Source organism: Roseibium sp. MMSF_3247 (assembly GCF_030733765.1).
In the GTDB taxonomy this organism is placed as follows: domain Bacteria; phylum Pseudomonadota; class Alphaproteobacteria; order Rhizobiales; family Stappiaceae; genus Roseibium.
Genome location: NZ_JASHII010000002.1, coordinates 75835 through 92475, shown reverse-complemented (window position 1 = coordinate 92475; position 16641 = coordinate 75835). Strand labels below are relative to the sequence as shown.

Genomic DNA, 16641 nt, shown 5'->3' with positions numbered 1-16641 from the left:
CCGTCGCATGCCCGGTTTAAAGGGCAACAAATGTTAGAGTGCCCGCTGCATAAACACGGGTCTATGACTTTTACGCTTCACGCGTTTCCTTGTTGTCCAATTCTTTCGTGAGCTGCTTTTTCAGCAGTTGCTGGCCACATCTGCCAGTATTCTCACGCCTTACACAACCTCCGAAACCCAGCTTCGCTGTAGTCGAGCAAGGTTTCGACAAGATCCGCTTGCTCCTGTTCGCGGGCCACAGCGCCGATGCGCCAGCTGCTGGCGGTGAGCGCCAACATGCCGGACACAGTGAAGACAAAGGCCGCACTGAGCGCTGTCCGGGAGGCGCCCGGCAGCAGGTCAGCGATCTCATCCACAAAGACGGCTGCGGTCGGATCAAAACACTCCGCCGCAATGTCCCGCCAGCGCTCATCCGCCGACACCAGCGCGATCAGCCGGCCATAGGCGGGCCACGGCGCGTCTTCTGACAAGGTCATCTCAAGAAACGGCTGAACGAAACTGGCAAGGATCTCGCGCAAGGCCAGCTCGCTGCACCCGTCCCGTTCGGCCGCAACCCTCTTTTCCTCCAGCGCCTTGAGGCGAAGTTCGGCGAGCGGCTTTGCCCGGCGGGCAACCACCATATGAAACAGCTCTTCCTTCGGCCCCCCATGATGATGCACCAGCGCCACCTGGGCGCCCGCTTGTTTGGCAATGTCGCGGATCGACGTCCCGTCAAAACCGCGTTTAGAAAACAGATCTTCTGCCGCGTCCAGGATCCGGGCCTTTGTTTCTAAAGACTTTTTACTGGGTGCCCGCTTCCGGGGCGCAGACACGTCTGTCATTTTTTACAGGAGCCTCTTGCTTATTTTGAACATTCGTTCAATATAACGATACCACTGTCGTGGTTGGGAGGAAACATGCCACAAGTAGCAGGTGCGGCGCCATGCGCCAGCATACAGGAAAGCTATGCCCTGATCGGCGCGGGCCCTATGGGCCTTGCCATGGCCAAAGTCTTGCGCGAACAGGGAATTCCCTTTCAAGGGTTTGAGCTGCATTCAGATGTCGGCGGCGTCTGGGACATGACCGGCCCGCGCTCGACCATGTATGAAAGCGCGCACCTGATTTCGTCAAAGACCATGACCGAATTTGCCGATTTCCCGATGCCGCCCGAGACGCCGGACTACCCGTCTCACAAGGACATGAAGCGCTACTTCCAGGCCTTTGCCCGCCACTTCGATCTCTACAGGTGCTACCGCTTCCAGACCGAAGTTGTGAAAGCCGAGCCGCTCGGGCCGTCGGGCAAGGGCTGGCGTATTGCCTGGCGGGGTCCGGGCGGCGAACAAGAGGAAGCCATCTTCAAGGGCCTTCTGATTGCGAACGGCACCCTCTCGACCCCCAACATGCCGAAATTCAAGGGCAACTTTTCCGGCGAACTCATTCACGCGGCGAAATACAAGTCCGCCACCCAGTTCGATGGCAAGCGTGTGCTGATCGTCGGTGCCGGGAACTCCGGCTGTGACATTGCCGTCGATGCCATCCATCATGCAAAAAGCACAGACCTCTCCATGCGCCGGGGTTATTACTTCGTGCCGAAATACGTCTTCGGCAAACCGGCCGACACGCTAGGACGAACAACCAGTCTGCCGATGTGGCTCCGCCGCAAGATCGACGGTGTGGTGCTCAACTGGTTTGCCGGAAACCCGCAGCGCTACGGGTTCCCGAAGCCAGACTACAAGCTTTATGAAAGCCATCCGGTGGTGAATTCGCTGATCCTGTTCCATGCCGGACATGGCGACTTGAAAATCCGCCCCGATATCGACCGGCTGGACGGCAACACGGTGCATTTTGCCGACGGCAACGCTGCGGATTACGACATTATCGTCACCGCGACCGGCTATGTGCTCGACTATCCGTTCATTTCGAAAGACTTGCTCAACTGGACCGGGGCCGCGCCGAGCCTTTATCTCAACTGCATGCACCCGCAGCGCGATGATCTCTTCGTGCTCGGCATGGTCGAGGCGACGGGCCTTGGCTGGCAGGGGCGGCATGAACAGGCCGAGCTGGTGGCACGTTACATCACCGGGCTTCAGACCGGGAACCGGGAAGCGGACAATATCAAACAATACAAGGCCAACGGCTTTCAGCGGGAAACCGGCGGGGTCAACTACCTGAAGCTCGCCCGGATGGCCTATTACGTCGACAAGAAAACTTACCGGACCTCTGTCACGAAGAGGATCGCGGCCCTGAAAGAGGCTGCCCGATGACCAACATCGACGCAGCTGTTCTGAATTTTTCCCCAGACAGCATGCTGATCCTGAATGGTGTGTTGGCGATCGTGATGTTCGCGGTCGCCCTCGACATCACGCCGAACGATTTCCGGGCGCTTTTGCGCACCCCAAAGCCGTTCGTGACCGGGATTGTGTCACAGTTTTTCGTCTTGCCGGCCCTCACCTTTCTTCTGGTGCTGGCTGTTCGCCCTCAAGGATCTGTTGCGCTTGGACTGATCCTGGTGGCGGCGTGCCCGGGTGGCAACATCTCCAATTACATCACGCACAGGGCGGGCGGCAACGCGGCGCTCGCGGTGTCGCTGACCGCCTTTACCACCATTGGGACGGTGCTCTTCACACCGCTCAACATCGCCTTCTGGGGAAGTTTGTACGGTCCAAGCCGCGCCTTCATGACCTCCGTTGCGATCGACCCCTTGCAGGTGGCCGCGACCGTCAGCCTGATGCTGGTTTTGCCGCTGGCGCTCGGCATGCTGGTCAACCGCAATCTACCGCAGCTCGCCTGGCATTTGCGCAAACCCTTGCAGATGCTTTCCATGACGATTTTCATCTCGATCATCTGTATTGCGCTTTATGGAAATTGGGAATTCCTGGGCGCATTCGGGCCGGATATCGTCCCGCTGGTCATAGCTCACAATGGCATTGCCCTTCTTGGAGGGTACATGGTTGCCACCATTGCCGGGCTATCCCCCTATGACCGGCGGGCGATATCCATCGAAACCGGCATTCAAAACTCCGGCCTCGGCCTGATCCTGATTTTTGGTTTTTTCCACGGTCTCGGCGGCATGGCGGTTGTTGCTGCCTTCTGGGGCATCTGGCATGCGGTCTCAGGGCTGGCGCTCGCCAAGTGGTTTTCCCGCACGGTGGCCGCAAGATGAGCCGGATCCTGATCACAGGCGCTGCGGGCATGATCGGCCAGAGGCTGGTCCAGATGCTCGTGCGCAGCGGACACGACGTGATTGCGACGGACATCGGGCCACGGCCGACGCTGCCGACTGGAGCCATCTGGCGCAAAATGGATGTGCGCGGCGGCGACCCGTTAGAGATCATCACAGAAGACAGACCCGACGCCGTCATTCACCTTGCGTCCGTTCTGGAACTGAAGGACCGGCAACTCGCCTATGATGTTGATGTCATTGGCACACGCAATGTGGTCGGTGCCTGCATTGCAGCGAAGGTCAGGCGGCTGGTCGTCACGTCCTCCGGTGCGGCCTACGGCTATCATGCAGACAACCCGGACTGGCTGAGAGAAACAGATCCGCTGCGCGGCAATCCGGAATTCGCCTATTCCGACCACAAGCGCCAGGCCGAGGAGGTGCTGGCCGAGGCCCGCAGACAGGCGCCGCAGCTGGAACAGGTGATATTGAGGGTCTGCACGGTTCTTGGAGCCGGTGTAGAAAACCAGATCACCTCGCTGTTCCGCAAACCGCGGCTGATGGGCCTTTGCGGCAGTGACAGTCCGTTTGTTTTCATCTGGACCGAGGATCTTGCGCGCATCCTGGAACGGGCGGCAACCGGCGGTCCGCCAGGCATCTACAACGTGGCGGGCGATGGTGCCCTCTCCATGAGCGATCTGGCAGCCCGCTTGAAAAAACCGCTGATCCGGGTTCCCGCATCCCTTGTCAAATCCGCACTGGCAATAGCGCAGCCACTGGGCCTTTCCCGGTTTGGCGCGGAACAGGTCCGGTTTCTGCAATTCCGCCCGGTTCTCGACAACACCGCGCTGAAAACCGAATTCGGCTACACGCCGCAGATGACCAGCGCCGAGGTGTTTGACTTTTGGAGCCGGGAGGCCGGGTTATGAGGCCGACAGCGGTCATATCGGGAGGCGCCGGGGGACTGGGCCAAGCCTTTGGGGCCGTTCTGCGCCAGCATGGCTGGTTCACGGTCATGCTCAACCTGCCCGGACCGGACCTGGATGCCTTGTCAGCGGTTCCAGAAACGCGCGCACTGTCCTGTGACATCACCGATGCCGATCAACTGGCTGACGCCGCCCGGCGGATCCGGTCCGAACGCCCGTCCATCGATCTGGTCGTTTACAACGCCGGGGTTACCCATATCGGCCCCTTCACAACACAGGCGCTTGAGGATCACCGCAGGGTTTTCGAAGTGAACTATTTCGGGGCCGTGGCCATGGCCAAGGAGTTCGGCCCGGATTTGCGCCGCTCTACCGGAACGCATCTGGCGATTTCATCTGTCGCCGGATTTTGCCCGCTGGCGCTGCGCACGGCCTATGCCGGCAGCAAGCATGCGCTGGAGGGCTTCTTCAAATCGCTGCGCTCTGAGGAAGCAGTGCATGGGGTTGCGTGCCTGATCGCCGCGCCAAGTTTCATTGCCACCAACACCGGTGCGCGCAGCGAACCCCAAGGTGGCCTCGCGCGCCCGGGTTCAGCCGTGGATCAGGTCGATGCGCTCGCGCCGGAGGACGCAGCGCGCATTCTTTACCGTGGATTTGCCCAGCGGAAGACCTTCATTCCGATCGGCCGTGTGGCGCGCCTGTCACACCTGATCAACCGACTGTCGCCGCGGCTTTACCGCCACCTGATGGAACGCACGATCCTGCCGACTTCGGCAAAAGCTGAGGGAGGCGCGCCACACTGAACGGTTTGTGACCGCAGCAAAACCACAGCCGCAGATGCGCGGCGCACTAGGCAGCGCCCTGAGACAACAGCGAAACCGGGCGTGTGCATCACTCGTGGAGGGGAAATATGGGCACTCTCAAAGTATGGGCCGCCAATCTCATGATTGGCGGGACGGTTTTCTGTTGTCTTTCGCCAGCATATGCCGGCGGCTGGGACACGCTTGGCGTCGGCTCTAACGAGCTGTTGTTCGACGACAGCCGGTTTGCATTCGAGGCCACCACCAAGGCGGTCGACCGCAACGTCGACTATGAAGTGACCAACGCAGAAGTAGCGGGCCGCCCGGTGGTCGGTGGACCGGTCAAAAGCCGGGCGACGCCCAACATCTGGAACTACCAGTTTGCCGCAAAATTCCGGCTGACCGATCAACTGGACTGCATGGCGCGGACCAATGACCCGTACCAGATTGAGGAAGACCTTAATCAGGAATGGCAGGGCCGGTTCTCACTGACCAGAACCTCGGCCTCCGGCAAGGCGTTTAACGGAACCTGTGCCTACAAGTTTAAGGTCCGCGACGGCCATTATGTTCGGGCGATTGCCGGGGCAAATCTGCTTTATCTGAGATACCGGACCGACAATCTGTCCTATGGTGCCTTTATTCCCCCGTCCACCTATGTTGATTTTCCGACACGGCTGGATGTCCGCTCGGACGATCCCGGCGTCGGCTGGCGGGTCGGAGCCTCTTACGAGATCCCGCAGTATGCTGTCCGGGCGAGCCTGATCTACGATTCGGCCATTGATGTAGACCTTGCCGGCGGAACAGAGGTCACCGGGGTAACCAGCTTCGACAGCTTTGCCTCCGTGACCATGCCACAATCCCTGGAGTTCAATCTGCAAACCGGGATCGCGCCGGACTGGCTGGCAACTTTCGGCGTCAAGTGGGTGGACTGGTCCAAACTGCAGGATCTCACGGTTCAGAACCCGGCGGGCAGCACAGTGGTCAACCGTTTCCTTGGGTATGACGACGGCTGGACAGTGCGTGCCGGGCTCGCCCACAAGGTCAATGACTGGCTGAAGGTGGGCTCAACGGTCCAATGGGACCGGGGCATCGGGCAATCCTATTCCGACACCTATTCCTTTGGGGTAGGAACGGCCATTCAGCTCGATAAACATGCTGAACTCACCATCGGCACGGCTGCGACCTACAAGGCCTCCGGCACCGGCGACCTCACCAATCTGGCGTCCACCTCCGGCGCGACCACGCAGTACAAGTATGGAGATTCCTGGAACTACACGCTTCAGACAAAACTCAAGTTCTCGTTCTAGACGCGCGCATTCACCTCGACGGTCATCCCCGCTTTATGCGGGGATCTGCACTCATGGCAACTGGCCGCAGCCGTCGCATTTCTTTCCGAAGTGCTCTGGGAACGAGAGAATCCCGGATCTTCGCTATGCGTCGTCCGGGATAGCGCCTCTTCTTAAGCGCAGAGGCCCATTTCGGCGGCTTGCTGCGGGCGGTGCAGCGCCGCGTTGGCGGCGACCATGGCAACGGCATGGACCCTGTTCTTGGCACCCAGACGCTTGATGGCAAAACGGATATGCGCCTTGACCGTCGCGGTGGTGACACCCAGCTCATAAGCGATCTGCTTATTCACCTTGCCCTCACAGAGCTTCATCATGATTTCCAGCTGGCGCGGCGTGACACCGTCCAGGATGTTTTCTGTCGGCTCGAGAGTGCTCGGGAGCGGCCGTGCGCGGCGCAACAGGTCCCGGGTCGAATGGAGCGCAAAATGGGCTGTCATGTCTGGATCCACTTCTTCTCTGGCTAAGAGGTTGGGCGCAGTTTTATGCAGGACAAGCGAATTGTAAAATGTTAACTTGGGTATTGCTAACAGCTAATTATTTGCAATTTGAGGAAGCGTGTTTTGCAGAAGAACCTCTACTCCGGCCACACCCTGCGCCAGGTCCGTGCGGACACCGGCCTGTCGCAAGTAGAGTTCGCAAAAAAGCTCGGTCTTTCAACGCCCTACATCAACCAGATCGAAAACAACAACCGGCCAGTCACGGCCGCTGTGCTTCTGGCCATCTACCGGGTGTTTGGCACCGACCTTTCAGCGTTCGAGGAAAACGACCTCGACCGGATGACGCAGGACCTGGAAGAAATTTTTGCAGACACCCGGTTTCACGGCACGCGCATCAGCAAACAGGACCTGCATGAATTGGCCACCCGGGCCCCGGAAGCCGCCCGCGCGATCATGGACATGTACGGCACCATGCGCGCCTATCATGAAAAAGACGCTGGCGAGGATGATCTTCTCCAGATGAATGCATCGGACGATGGAACCGGCAGCATCAGCAAATCAGCCTACGAGGAAGTCCGCGACTATTTCCACTATCAGGACAATTATGTCGATGCGATCGACCGGGCCGCAGAACAGCTCGCGATCAAGATCAATCTGTTAGCGGACACACCGAAGCTCACAGCTCTCACCAACTGGCTCTTTGACACCTACAGCATCACCGTGGAACAGCATGGCGCCGAGGACGCAGCGCTTATCCGGCACAATGAGTTCGAGCGCCGGATTTCCATCCACCGGTCCGTACCGGACAGCTCAAAATCCTTCCTGCTTGGCTCCGTCATCGCGGAACTCTATGCCAAGGACATCTTGACGTCAGAAGTGTCGGATGCCCGTTTCCGAACCCAATCAGCGGAAAGCATCGCTCGGCTGGCCCTTCGAAATTTTTTCGCCGGATCGCTGCTCTTACCCTACGAGGCCTTTCTGGAGGCCGCCGCTGCAAGCCGTCACGACATCCAGCGCTTGTCGCATCAGATGGACGCCAGCATCGAGCAGATCTGTCACCGGCTTTCAACCCTGCAACGGGCGGGCTCCAAAGGCATTCCGTTTTACTTCGTCAAGATCGACCGGGCCGGCAATGTCGTCAAACGCCACAGCGCCACCCGGTTCCAATTTGCGCGCTTTGGCGGCTCCTGCCCGCGCTGGAATGTGCATCAGGCGTTTGAGCAAACGACCGACAAATTCATCTCCCAGATCGCCCAGATGCCGGATGGTGTGAAATACCTGTGTGTCGCGACCAGCGTCACGAAACACACCACGGACTACAAGACCCAGGCCCGGCGTTATGCGCTCGGCTTTGGTTGCGAAGCCCAATATGCCGACGCAATTGTCTATGCGGACGGTTTGGCGCTGGACGATCGCGCCGAACCGGAGCCTCTTGGAGTCAACTGCCGGATTTGCCCGCGCGACAACTGCGATCAACGCGCTTTCCCGGCCATCAACACGACCCCGTTCATCGACAGCCGCGAACGCGGAATCGTTCCGTACCGGGCGAAGGCGGCACGGTAGGTTTTCATTCAGAAAAGAGCATCGCGGAGCCATACACTACACCGTCCCGGACCTGATCCGGGACCACGGTGGCAAAGCCCCCGGCTCAAGGCTGGGGCAGCAAAAGTGTCAGACGGTTGCCCATCCAGTTATTCTGGATGTTTCGTTCTGGCTGCGGCCTCAAGCAGGGTTTTCAGCTCGCCCGGATCGCCGATGCGGTTGGCCATCAACAGGATGAGCCGGGCATTGAAGGCATCGCTTTCGGCTTTTGAGAGCCCTTCATGGGCCTCCAAAAGGTCCGCGTAAAAGTCGTCCGGGTGGCGCAATTGCGCCTTGGTGATATGCGCTGTCATCAGGCCGCCTCCCCTTTTCCGATCGCCCGGTTCAAGGCTGTTTCAATCTGTGCCCAGTCAAGTGTTGTCCAACGCGCAGCCACATGCTGGTCCGGCCGCATCAGATAAATCGCGGTGCCGGCATCGCCGAGATACCGGGACCGAAGCTCTGCGCCGATATCGCCGTCCGCAACAAAAATGCCTTCAACGGAAAGTCCGGCAATGTCGGAGTGTTCCGGGATCTCAAGGCCCAACGCGAGCAACTTGAACCCATCGCCCAGCCGGTCCGACAGCCACTCCTCGCCAACCGGTGCATCCGCCGCCGGACTGCCCGGTCGCGTACGGGCCGGCAAGCCGTCGACATCGGCGCTGTTCAATGGTGACGTTTCATAGACGCACGGCACTGACAGGCGCCCGGAATTCACCAGAGGGCGGGCGAATTCGTAACTTTCGGACAGATCCAGGACCGCATCGCGGAAGATCCGGCTCATTTCCGATTTCGGCGTGATGAAGTCGGTTGAACGGGAACTCTGCAGGATGTTTTCATCCGCGGCCCATTCGCGCTCCAGCCCATAGCTGTCCAAAAGGCTTTCCGGCGCCTGGCCTTCCAGAACAAGTTTCAGTTTCCAGCCGAGATTGTCAGTGTCCTGAAAGCCGGAATTTGCGCCGCGTGCACCGAACGGCGACACTTGGTGCGCAGCATCCCCGGCAAAGATCACCCGGCCATGGCGGAATTTTTCCATGCGGCGGCACTGGAAGGTATAGATCGACACCCACTCCAGATCGAACTCCACGTCTTCGCCGAGCATCTGCTTGAGACGCGGGATGACGTTTTCCGGCTTCTTTTCTTCGTCCTTGTCGATGTCCCAGCCGAGCTGCAGGTCGATCCGCCAAACGCCGTCCGGCTGTTTGTGCAAGAGCGCGGATTGGTCCTTGTTGAACGGTGGATCGAACCAGAACCAGCGTTCCGTCGGGAAGTCCGCCTTCATGATCACGTCGGCAATCAGGAAGTTGTCCTCAAACACCCGGCCGACGAAATCCAGATCCAGCATCCGGCGTGACGGGGACCCCGCGCCATCACAGGCGATCAACCAGTCGGCCTCGATCCGGTAGGCACCATCCTGTGTGTCGACGATCAGCGAGGCGTGATCGTCCATCTGATCGATGGAGGCGACCTTGTTGCCGCCGCGAATGTCGACCGGCTTGCCTTCCTGCTGAAGGGCGCGCAGACGCTCCACCAAGTAAAGCTCGCAGTAGTATTGCTGAAGATTGATAAAGGCCGGACGCTTGTGGCCTTCCTCCGGCAAGAGGTCGAAATTGTAGACCTGACGGTCACCGAAAAAGACCCGGCCATGGCTCCAGACCACGCCCTTGTCGACCATCTGATCGCCGCAACCGTAGCGGTCCAGGATCTCCAGCGAGCGCTTGGAAAAACAAATCGCGCGAGAGCCGACGCTGACCTTGTCATTGTCGTCGAGGATGACAACCGGAATGTCCTGCTGGGCCAGATCAATGGCCATCGCAAGGCCGACCGGCCCGGCGCCAATGATCACCACCGGATGACGCACTGGCGCAGACGTTTCCTGATCGGGGGACCACTTATAGGGATAAAGCGGCACTTCGAACAATTTGGTCACAGGTTCTCCTCCCTGCCGAATGTGTCGATATGTCTTTGAGCTGCCGGGTGGCGCTCGAACTTTAGAAAGAACTCATCCAGCTGCGGCGGGGCAACGCTTGTTCCAGCCAACATTGCATGAGCCTGCCCACGGTGATGGGTCTGGTGCTGAAACAGATGCAGCAACGTTGCCGCGATCGTTTCCTTGACCGCACCCTTCGCCCCCCGATCCTGGGCAATTTCACGCTCCAGATCCGATGCGCGCAATCCATCACATAACGCGATCAATTGCCGGTCCACATTGGCCTGAGCGTCAGCTAAGTCATTCGCGTCCAGAAGAAACGGCACCTCAAACACCGCCAGCCCGTCACCGCCCTCGGTCAGCGCGTCCAGATAATACCGGTCGACTTCCCAGTTGTGGTTCAGCGTTTCGAGAACGGACGGAAAGAAATTGGTTCTCTCCGCCTCAAACTCAGCCTGGCTGAGCTTGCAACATGCCTCGTAGAGCCGCTCATTGGCATAGGCATTGTTGCGCGCCATCAAACGCAGATGATCGAGGGCTGCACTCATCACTCAGCCCTGCAGGTCCGCCCACATTTGTGCGTCCCGCTCCGCGGTCCAGATGCGCGGTGTGTCGATGCCCAGCGCCTCGTCGTACGCGCGCGCGACGTTGAAAGGCAGGCAGTGTTCGTAGATCGCATAGTCCTTGAACTTCGGATCGCATTCGGCGCGGCAGGCGTCCCAAGCCTCTTTCAAGGTTCCGCCGCCCTGCGCAATCCGGGCAACCGGCTTGTAGGTGGAGGTTACAAAGTCGGCGGTATTCGTCAGCGCTTTGCCGACCATTTCCTTGCCTACCAATGCATCGCCGCGGCCCGGCGCAATCGCTTCAACGTCATAGGCGCGGATCGCTTCCAGTGTTTTCGGCCAGTCGTTGAAATGACCGTCTCCGCAATAGCACGCCGAATGATATTCAACGATATCGCCGGTGAACATGACGTTTTCATCCGGCAAATGAATGACGATGTCGCCGGCCGTATGCGCCCGGCCCAGGAAGCTGAGATCCACCCGGCGCTTGCCGAGATAAACGGTCATGCGGTCGTTGAAAGTGGTCGTCGGCCACGTAAGCGGCGGAATGTCGGCGACATTTTCATAACCCATGAACAGGCGCGGAAAGCGCATGAATTCCGATTCCCGGTCTTCCGCGCCACGCTCCACAACCATGGACCGCGCCTTCTGGCTCATGATGATGTTCGGCGCCTGATAGGCCGCCGCTCCCAGAACCCGGACGGCATGATAGTGGGTCAGAACTAGATGGCTGATCGGCTTGTCGGTGACGGAGCGGACCTTTTCGATGACCTTGTTGGCGAGTGCCGGTGTCGCCTGCGCCTCGATGATCATGACACTGTCATCGCCGATGATCACGCCAGTGTTCGGGTCACCCTCGGCGGTAAATGCCCAAAGATCCTTACCAATCTCTTCGAACGTGATCTTCTTTTCTTCCATGTCGCCGACAGAGGCGAATTGCTTGCTCATGCTGTTTTCCCGTCGCTGCGGTTTGTTTGTCCGTCATTGCCGGAGGTGACCCGGCTGCTTGGTGGCGCGCTAGTCAGCCTGTTCCACTGTCTGTTCAATAGCGCCGAAAATGGTGTGCCCGTTCCCGTCCAGCATCTCGATGCGGATGGTGTCACCGAACTTGAGGAACGGTGTTTTCGCCTCGCCATCTTCGATGGTCTCGATCATGCGCAGTTCCGCGATGCAGGAGTAACCTGCCCCACCATCGGAGAGTGATTTACCCGGACCACCGTTCAGTTTGTTGGAGACCGTGCCGGACCCGATGATCGTGCCCGCGCTGAGCGCCCGTGTCTTGGCCGCATGGGCGATCAACTGGCCGAAATCAAAGGTCATGTCGATGCCGCCTTCCGCCCGGCCAAAGGACTGACCGTTGAGGTCGACATGCAGCGGCAGATGCAGCTTGCCGTCTTTCCAGGCCTCACCCAATTCATCCGGCGTCACAGCAACAGGCGAAAAGGCCGAGGACGGTTTTGACTGGAAGAAGCCAAAGCCTTTGCCCAGTTCGCCCGGGATCAGCCCCCGCAAAGAGACATCGTTGACGAGCAGCACCAGCTTGACATGGGACAGGGCCCCTTCAGCACTCACGCCCATGGGCACATCGCCGGTGATGACCGCGATCTCACCTTCCATGTCGATGCCATAAGCTTCGTCGCGCATTTTGATCGGATCGCGAGGCGCGATAAACGTATCGGAGCCGCCTTGATACATCAGCGGGTCGGTCCAAAAGCTCTCCGGCATTTGGGCGCCGCGAGCTTTGCGCACCAGCTCGACGTGGTTCACATAAGCGGATCCGTCGGCCCACTGATAGGCGCGCGGCAACGGCGACAAGGCATCGTGCTCGTGAAAGCGCAAGGTTGGCACGGCGTCATGGGAGAGGCTTTCGGCAAGCACCTGCAACTTCGGCGCAACATGATCCCAATTGTCGAGGGCGGCCTGCAGGGTCGGTGCAATGTGACTGGCATCCGTGCAATAGGTCAGCCGCTCGTTGACCACCACCAGTTTTCCGTCCCGGCTGCCATCTTTCAAACTTGCCAGTTTCATGGATCCGTCTCCCCAAGCCTATTTTGTTATGACCAATCCATCATGACCGACAATTGTCTGCCCGGAAAAGGTTTCTGTTGCCTCCAACCACTCCTGCTCTTCGAAACCGGGCAAATCCGCCGGGATCAGATGGTTGAGGAGAAGGGTCTTGGCCTGAGCCATTTCAGCAATCTTGGCTGCATCCGGCGCCATCGTGTGACTTGCCCACAAATGCTCACGAAGCCGGTCGCCATTGCCCGTGATCTCGACGATTTTGTCGACACCGCGCTGAAGCATGGCCTCATGCACCAGAACATCGCAGTCCTTGGCAAAGACGGCGAGCGGCGGGAAGAAAGCCGTGTCAGCGGAAAAGACCACCGACCAATCCTCCGTTTCGAACCGCAAAGCAAAACAATCGACCACCGGCGGGTGATCAACCCGCAGCGCTTTTAGCGCCAAGCCGCTGTCGTCAAGCGGCACATCACCCTCGGCCAGCAGGTGGATTTCGATGAGATCCCGCAGATCCGGGCGGCCTTCATCATCAATCCGCAGATCGATGTCATAGCGCATGGAGGCCAGGAAACCGTCCCAATACTCCATTAGGTCGGCCGGTCCGAATACCTTGACCTTATGCGCCAGACCGCTGGTCCAGGCCGTATGCAACAAAGGCCCGAGCTCCAGAACATGATCGGAGTGCATGTGCGTGATGAAGATGAGGTCCAGCTCTTTCAAGGAGACCCCGGCATCGACCAAGCCACGGGTCACCCCGAGACCACAGTCAATGACACAGCGCCGGCCGCCGATCTCGATCAACGAACTCGTCGGCGACGGCCCGCCCGGCCGGATCGCAGGCCCGCCCTTTGAGCCCAAAATGACGAGACGGTCATCCATATCCGCTTTGCCCTGCACCCACACACTCCTTGCCAGCATTCACAACTGCGCTTTTGTCAAAAAAGCTGTCCCGGACTTGATCCGGGACCAACCCTGAAGGCCCCGGACCAAGTCCGGGGCGGCAAACAGTGTCAGTTACTTCCTATCCCAGGTGCCTTCCGGCGTGCCGTCGAATTTTTTCTCAAGGCTGTCCCAGCAGTCGATGTAATTATCCTGCAACGGCGCGTCCTTCGCGGCATATTCGGTCAGGTGTTGCGGGAACCGGGTCTCGAACATGAAGGACATTGTGTTGTCGAGCTTTTCGGCCTTCAGGTCCGCATTGGATGCCCCTTCAAAGGCATCATTGTCGGGTCCGTGCGGCAGCATCATGTTGTGAAGGCTCATGCCACCCGGCACGAAGCCCTGTGGTTTGGCATCGTACTGACCGTAGATGTTGCCCATCAGCTCGGACATGATGTTCTTGTGATACCAGGGCGGGCGGAAGGTGTTTTCGGCCACCATCCAGCGCTCACGGAACAGAACGAAATCGATGTTGGCTGTTCCCGGCACGCCGGACGGCGCTGTCAAGACGGTGAAGATCGACGGATCCGGGTGGTCAAACAGGATCGCCCCGACCGGGCAATAGGTCCTAAGGTCGTATTTCACCGGTGCGTAATTGCCGTGCCAGGCAACCACATCAAGCGGCGAATGGCCGATCTTGGTCTCGTGGAACTGGCCGCACCATTTCACAGTGACCTTGCTCGGCACTTCCTTGTCTTCATACCAGGCGACCGGCGTCTTGAAGTCCCGGCGGTTGGCCATGCAGTTGGCGCCGATCGGGCCACGGCCCGGCAGCTCGAATTTCTGGCCATAGTTCTCGCAGACGAACCCGCGTGCCGGACCTTCCACCACTTCGACCCGATAGACCAAACCGCGCGGCAGAATGGCGATTTCCTTCGGCTCCAGCTCGATAATGCCAAGCTCGGTGTAGAAGCGGAGAATGCCTTCCTGGGGAACGACCAGGAGTTCACTGTCGGCGGAGAAGAAGTACTCATCTTCCATCGACTGAGTCGCAAGATAGATATGCGTTGCCATGCCGACCTGGGTGTTCACATCCCCAGCCGTCGTCATGGTGCGCATGCCGGACAGCCAGTTAAGACCCTCATTGGCGTGCGGCACCGGATCCCAGCGGTATTGGCCGAGAGAAATGACATCTTCGCAGACGTTCGGCGCGCTCTTCCAATAAGGAAGGTCGATTTTCTGAAACCGGCTGGTGTGCTTGACCGACGGCCGGATGCGGTAACACCAGGTCCGCTCGTTTTGATGGCTTGGCGCTGTAAAGGCGGTACCGGACAACTGCTCGCCATAAAGCCCATAGGCGCATTTCTGCGGGCTGTTCATGCCTTGCGGCAGCGCGCCCGGTAGGACTTCAGTCTCAAAATCATTGCCGAAACCCGGCATATACTGGAGCTCATTGGACAGCGGTTTGCCGCCGTCACCGGAAACTTGCTTGTGATCGACCTTGTTCATAATCGCATCCTCCCGGGATCATGCCCTGTCAAATTAGTTGCACTTGTAACTATCTAGACAAGTGCGGTCAAGTGACTTCCGAACTGGCCGTGACAAATTCGCCGGTCTACTTGGCCGTGGTGCCAGGTCTTAGGCATGCTGAACCGCCCCCTGCCCCAGTATTCCATGATCGCGAATTTGAATGTCTTGCATCTGCAGAAGCGTTGATTTAAATTAGAACATAATAGGAACATTGGGGATTCTGATGCCATTTCAGGACACGTATTTTGAGCCGAAAACGGCTGCGCCACCTTTGGCGACAGATGGGTATGAGCCACAGGATCAGGCGGAGACAGCGCCCAAAAAAACATCTGCACAGCTCACCCAACCGACGGCCGGCGAGGTGGAAACCATGATGCTGTTTCTGCGGCGCGCCCGCGACCGGGCAGTCGTCATCCGAGAAAATGCGCCGGCTGGAAGCTATCTTGAGAGCGTTCTGCATCGGACGATCCTCGGCATTGATCAAGAGCTGGCCCAACTCAACTACCTGCTCGCCAAAAGCGATGTGCCGAAGTCGTCGCCGACCCGTATGCGCCCGGCGATCTGACAGAAGCAATCTATTCGAACCATTGCGTGTGACGTGCCTGCTTTTGACCGGGCAATTTTATTGCCAGCCGCTTGCAAACAAACACAGAGTTAGCTTTGAAAATCTGATATCACTTCAAGGCATTGATGACGTGGGCAAGATCGCTCACGCAAAATTTTGGAGCATACGCATGAAGTTTCAGAATTCGGTGATGCCCCTGATCATGCTGACCGCCTTGTTCGGCATGATCGTCATGATGTTTGACGTACCGGTGGGCATCTCTCCCAAACGATTTGGAGCGTTTGTGTTTGGGGCCATTCTGGTGATCGTTGTATTGAACCTTGCCTATGTCTTGTTTGAAAACGCGCGCAAAGACAAAGATTGATCAGAAGATTGCCGGGTGGAGTTCACTCGATACAGAGACGCGCGTTTTTGCTCACCGGTATTTCGCGGCGGTGATGAACTCGCTGAATGCCTCGCACCACACAAGGACGGTGGTGTAATCCTCAATGTTCACCCCATCCGGAACATCGGCAATGAAACCGTCGAAGGTGTTGATGTCGGCGATTTGAACAGCGCTTTCCCGAACAGCTTCAAACCCCGCTTCGTCTTCGACGAACTCCTTGACCAAGTAAAGCTTGTAGTCCGGGCCGGGTGAGAGCGCACCGGTATGCACAATCTTGTCCTGAGACAGGCTGATCGAGCCTTCCCCCCAATGCAGGAAATCGCTTCCCTTGAGATCGCGGGTGAGCGCGGCTTGATACTCTGCGGACTGGCTGGCTTCTGCGAGAAGCGCCGCATCGGGTCCTTCAGGTGCTGTCAGAATGGGCAGGAAATAGACCCCAAGCGCAAACCCGACGGCCAGCATTCCGCCATGGGAAACCAGCAACACAAGCCAACGTATCATGGTGCATCTCCTAAAGACTGTTCGGTCCGGTTCCGAAGAGATA

General features: G+C 58.6%; 18 protein-coding genes. 8 read left to right on the top strand and 10 right to left on the bottom strand.

The genetic code is table 11. The annotated features are described in order from the left end of the window. Positions 1 to 152 precede the first annotated feature (152 nt). On the bottom strand, positions 153 to 821 hold the full coding sequence (locus RBB44_RS05860) for a TetR/AcrR family transcriptional regulator (RefSeq protein ID WP_306146458.1): 669 nt from the start codon (positions 819 to 821) through the stop codon (positions 153 to 155). Positions 822 to 896: 75 nt separating this feature from the next. Between RBB44_RS05860 and RBB44_RS05855 the strand changes: the two genes are divergently transcribed. From RBB44_RS05855 to RBB44_RS05835, 5 genes are all read left to right on the top strand, one after another. After that, on the top strand, positions 897 to 2243 hold the full coding sequence (locus tag RBB44_RS05855; RefSeq protein WP_306146457.1) for an NAD(P)/FAD-dependent oxidoreductase: 1347 nt from the start codon (positions 897 to 899) through the stop codon (positions 2241 to 2243). Then, on the top strand, positions 2240 to 3142 hold the full coding sequence (locus tag RBB44_RS05850; RefSeq protein WP_306146456.1) for a bile acid:sodium symporter family protein: 903 nt from the start codon (positions 2240 to 2242) through the stop codon (positions 3140 to 3142). Before RBB44_RS05855 ends, RBB44_RS05850 begins: the two co-directional genes overlap by 4 nt. Continuing rightward, the gene (locus RBB44_RS05845) at positions 3139 to 4068 is read left to right on the top strand and encodes an SDR family oxidoreductase (protein WP_306146455.1); all 930 of its coding nucleotides are present in this window, start codon (positions 3139 to 3141) and stop codon (positions 4066 to 4068) included. The genes RBB44_RS05850 and RBB44_RS05845 overlap by 4 nt, the downstream gene beginning before the upstream one ends. Continuing rightward, positions 4065 to 4865, top strand: a complete 801-nt coding sequence (locus RBB44_RS05840; protein WP_306146454.1) for an SDR family oxidoreductase — start codon at positions 4065 to 4067, stop codon at positions 4863 to 4865. The genes RBB44_RS05845 and RBB44_RS05840 overlap by 4 nt, the downstream gene beginning before the upstream one ends. 107 nt (positions 4866 to 4972) lie before the next feature. Next, positions 4973 to 6169, top strand: a complete 1197-nt coding sequence (locus RBB44_RS05835) for an OmpP1/FadL family transporter (protein WP_306146453.1) — start codon at positions 4973 to 4975, stop codon at positions 6167 to 6169. Between the two features lie 152 nt (positions 6170 to 6321). Here RBB44_RS05835 and RBB44_RS05830 read toward each other — a convergent pair whose 3' ends face one another. Continuing rightward, positions 6322 to 6645 (bottom strand): helix-turn-helix transcriptional regulator, encoded by a 324-nt coding sequence (locus RBB44_RS05830; protein ID WP_133952884.1) that lies wholly within the window; start codon positions 6643 to 6645, stop codon positions 6322 to 6324. A 123-nt stretch (positions 6646 to 6768) separates the two neighbouring features. On the opposite strand from RBB44_RS05830, the gene RBB44_RS05825 reads away from it, so the two are divergent. Then, positions 6769 to 8208 carry a short-chain fatty acyl-CoA regulator family protein gene (locus RBB44_RS05825; protein ID WP_306146452.1) on the top strand — a complete coding sequence of 480 codons (1440 nt, stop codon included), beginning with the start codon at positions 6769 to 6771 and terminating at the stop codon, positions 8206 to 8208. A gap of 128 nt (positions 8209 to 8336) precedes the next feature. On the opposite strand, the gene RBB44_RS05820 is transcribed toward RBB44_RS05825, so the two are convergent. The 7 genes from RBB44_RS05820 to hmgA all read right to left on the bottom strand — a co-directional run bounded on the left by RBB44_RS05820 (position 8337) and on the right by hmgA (position 15129). After that, on the bottom strand, positions 8337 to 8540 hold the full coding sequence (locus RBB44_RS05820; protein ID WP_008196633.1) for a DUF2783 domain-containing protein: 204 nt from the start codon (positions 8538 to 8540) through the stop codon (positions 8337 to 8339). After that, on the bottom strand, positions 8540 to 10156 hold the full coding sequence (locus RBB44_RS05815) for an FAD-dependent oxidoreductase (protein ID WP_306146451.1): 1617 nt from the start codon (positions 10154 to 10156) through the stop codon (positions 8540 to 8542). The genes RBB44_RS05820 and RBB44_RS05815 overlap by 1 nt, the downstream gene beginning before the upstream one ends. Next, positions 10153 to 10704, bottom strand: coding sequence for a DinB family protein (locus tag RBB44_RS05810; RefSeq protein WP_306146450.1), 552 nt, complete (start codon positions 10702 to 10704; stop codon positions 10153 to 10155). Before RBB44_RS05810 ends, RBB44_RS05815 begins: the two co-directional genes overlap by 4 nt. A 3-nt stretch (positions 10705 to 10707) precedes the next feature. Next, complete coding sequence (locus RBB44_RS05805; protein ID WP_306146449.1) at positions 10708 to 11667, bottom strand: MBL fold metallo-hydrolase; 960 nt, start codon at positions 11665 to 11667, stop codon at positions 10708 to 10710. A gap of 69 nt (positions 11668 to 11736) precedes the next feature. Then, positions 11737 to 12747, bottom strand: a complete 1011-nt coding sequence (locus tag RBB44_RS05800; RefSeq protein WP_306146448.1) for a fumarylacetoacetate hydrolase family protein — start codon at positions 12745 to 12747, stop codon at positions 11737 to 11739. 18 nt (positions 12748 to 12765) lie between these two features. Continuing rightward, entirely contained in the window at positions 12766 to 13617 is an 852-nt protein-coding gene (locus RBB44_RS05795; RefSeq protein WP_306147298.1) for an MBL fold metallo-hydrolase, read from the bottom strand. A gap of 135 nt (positions 13618 to 13752) precedes the next feature. Further along, positions 13753 to 15129, bottom strand: coding sequence for a homogentisate 1,2-dioxygenase (gene hmgA, locus RBB44_RS05790; protein WP_306147297.1), 1377 nt, complete (start codon positions 15127 to 15129; stop codon positions 13753 to 13755). A 241-nt stretch (positions 15130 to 15370) separates the two neighbouring features. On the opposite strand from hmgA, the gene RBB44_RS05785 reads away from it, so the two are divergent. Then, complete coding sequence (locus tag RBB44_RS05785; protein WP_306146447.1) at positions 15371 to 15712, top strand: hypothetical protein; 342 nt, start codon at positions 15371 to 15373, stop codon at positions 15710 to 15712. A gap of 169 nt (positions 15713 to 15881) precedes the next feature. Next, positions 15882 to 16076: a hypothetical protein gene (locus RBB44_RS05780; protein WP_133952892.1), complete on the top strand. Its 195-nt coding sequence runs from the start codon at positions 15882 to 15884 to the stop codon at positions 16074 to 16076. Positions 16077 to 16127: 51 nt separating this feature from the next. Here the strand turns inward: RBB44_RS05780 and RBB44_RS05775 are convergent, their stop codons facing one another. Next, complete coding sequence (locus tag RBB44_RS05775) at positions 16128 to 16598, bottom strand: DM13 domain-containing protein (protein WP_306146446.1); 471 nt, start codon at positions 16596 to 16598, stop codon at positions 16128 to 16130. Positions 16599 to 16641: the final 43 nt, after the last annotated feature.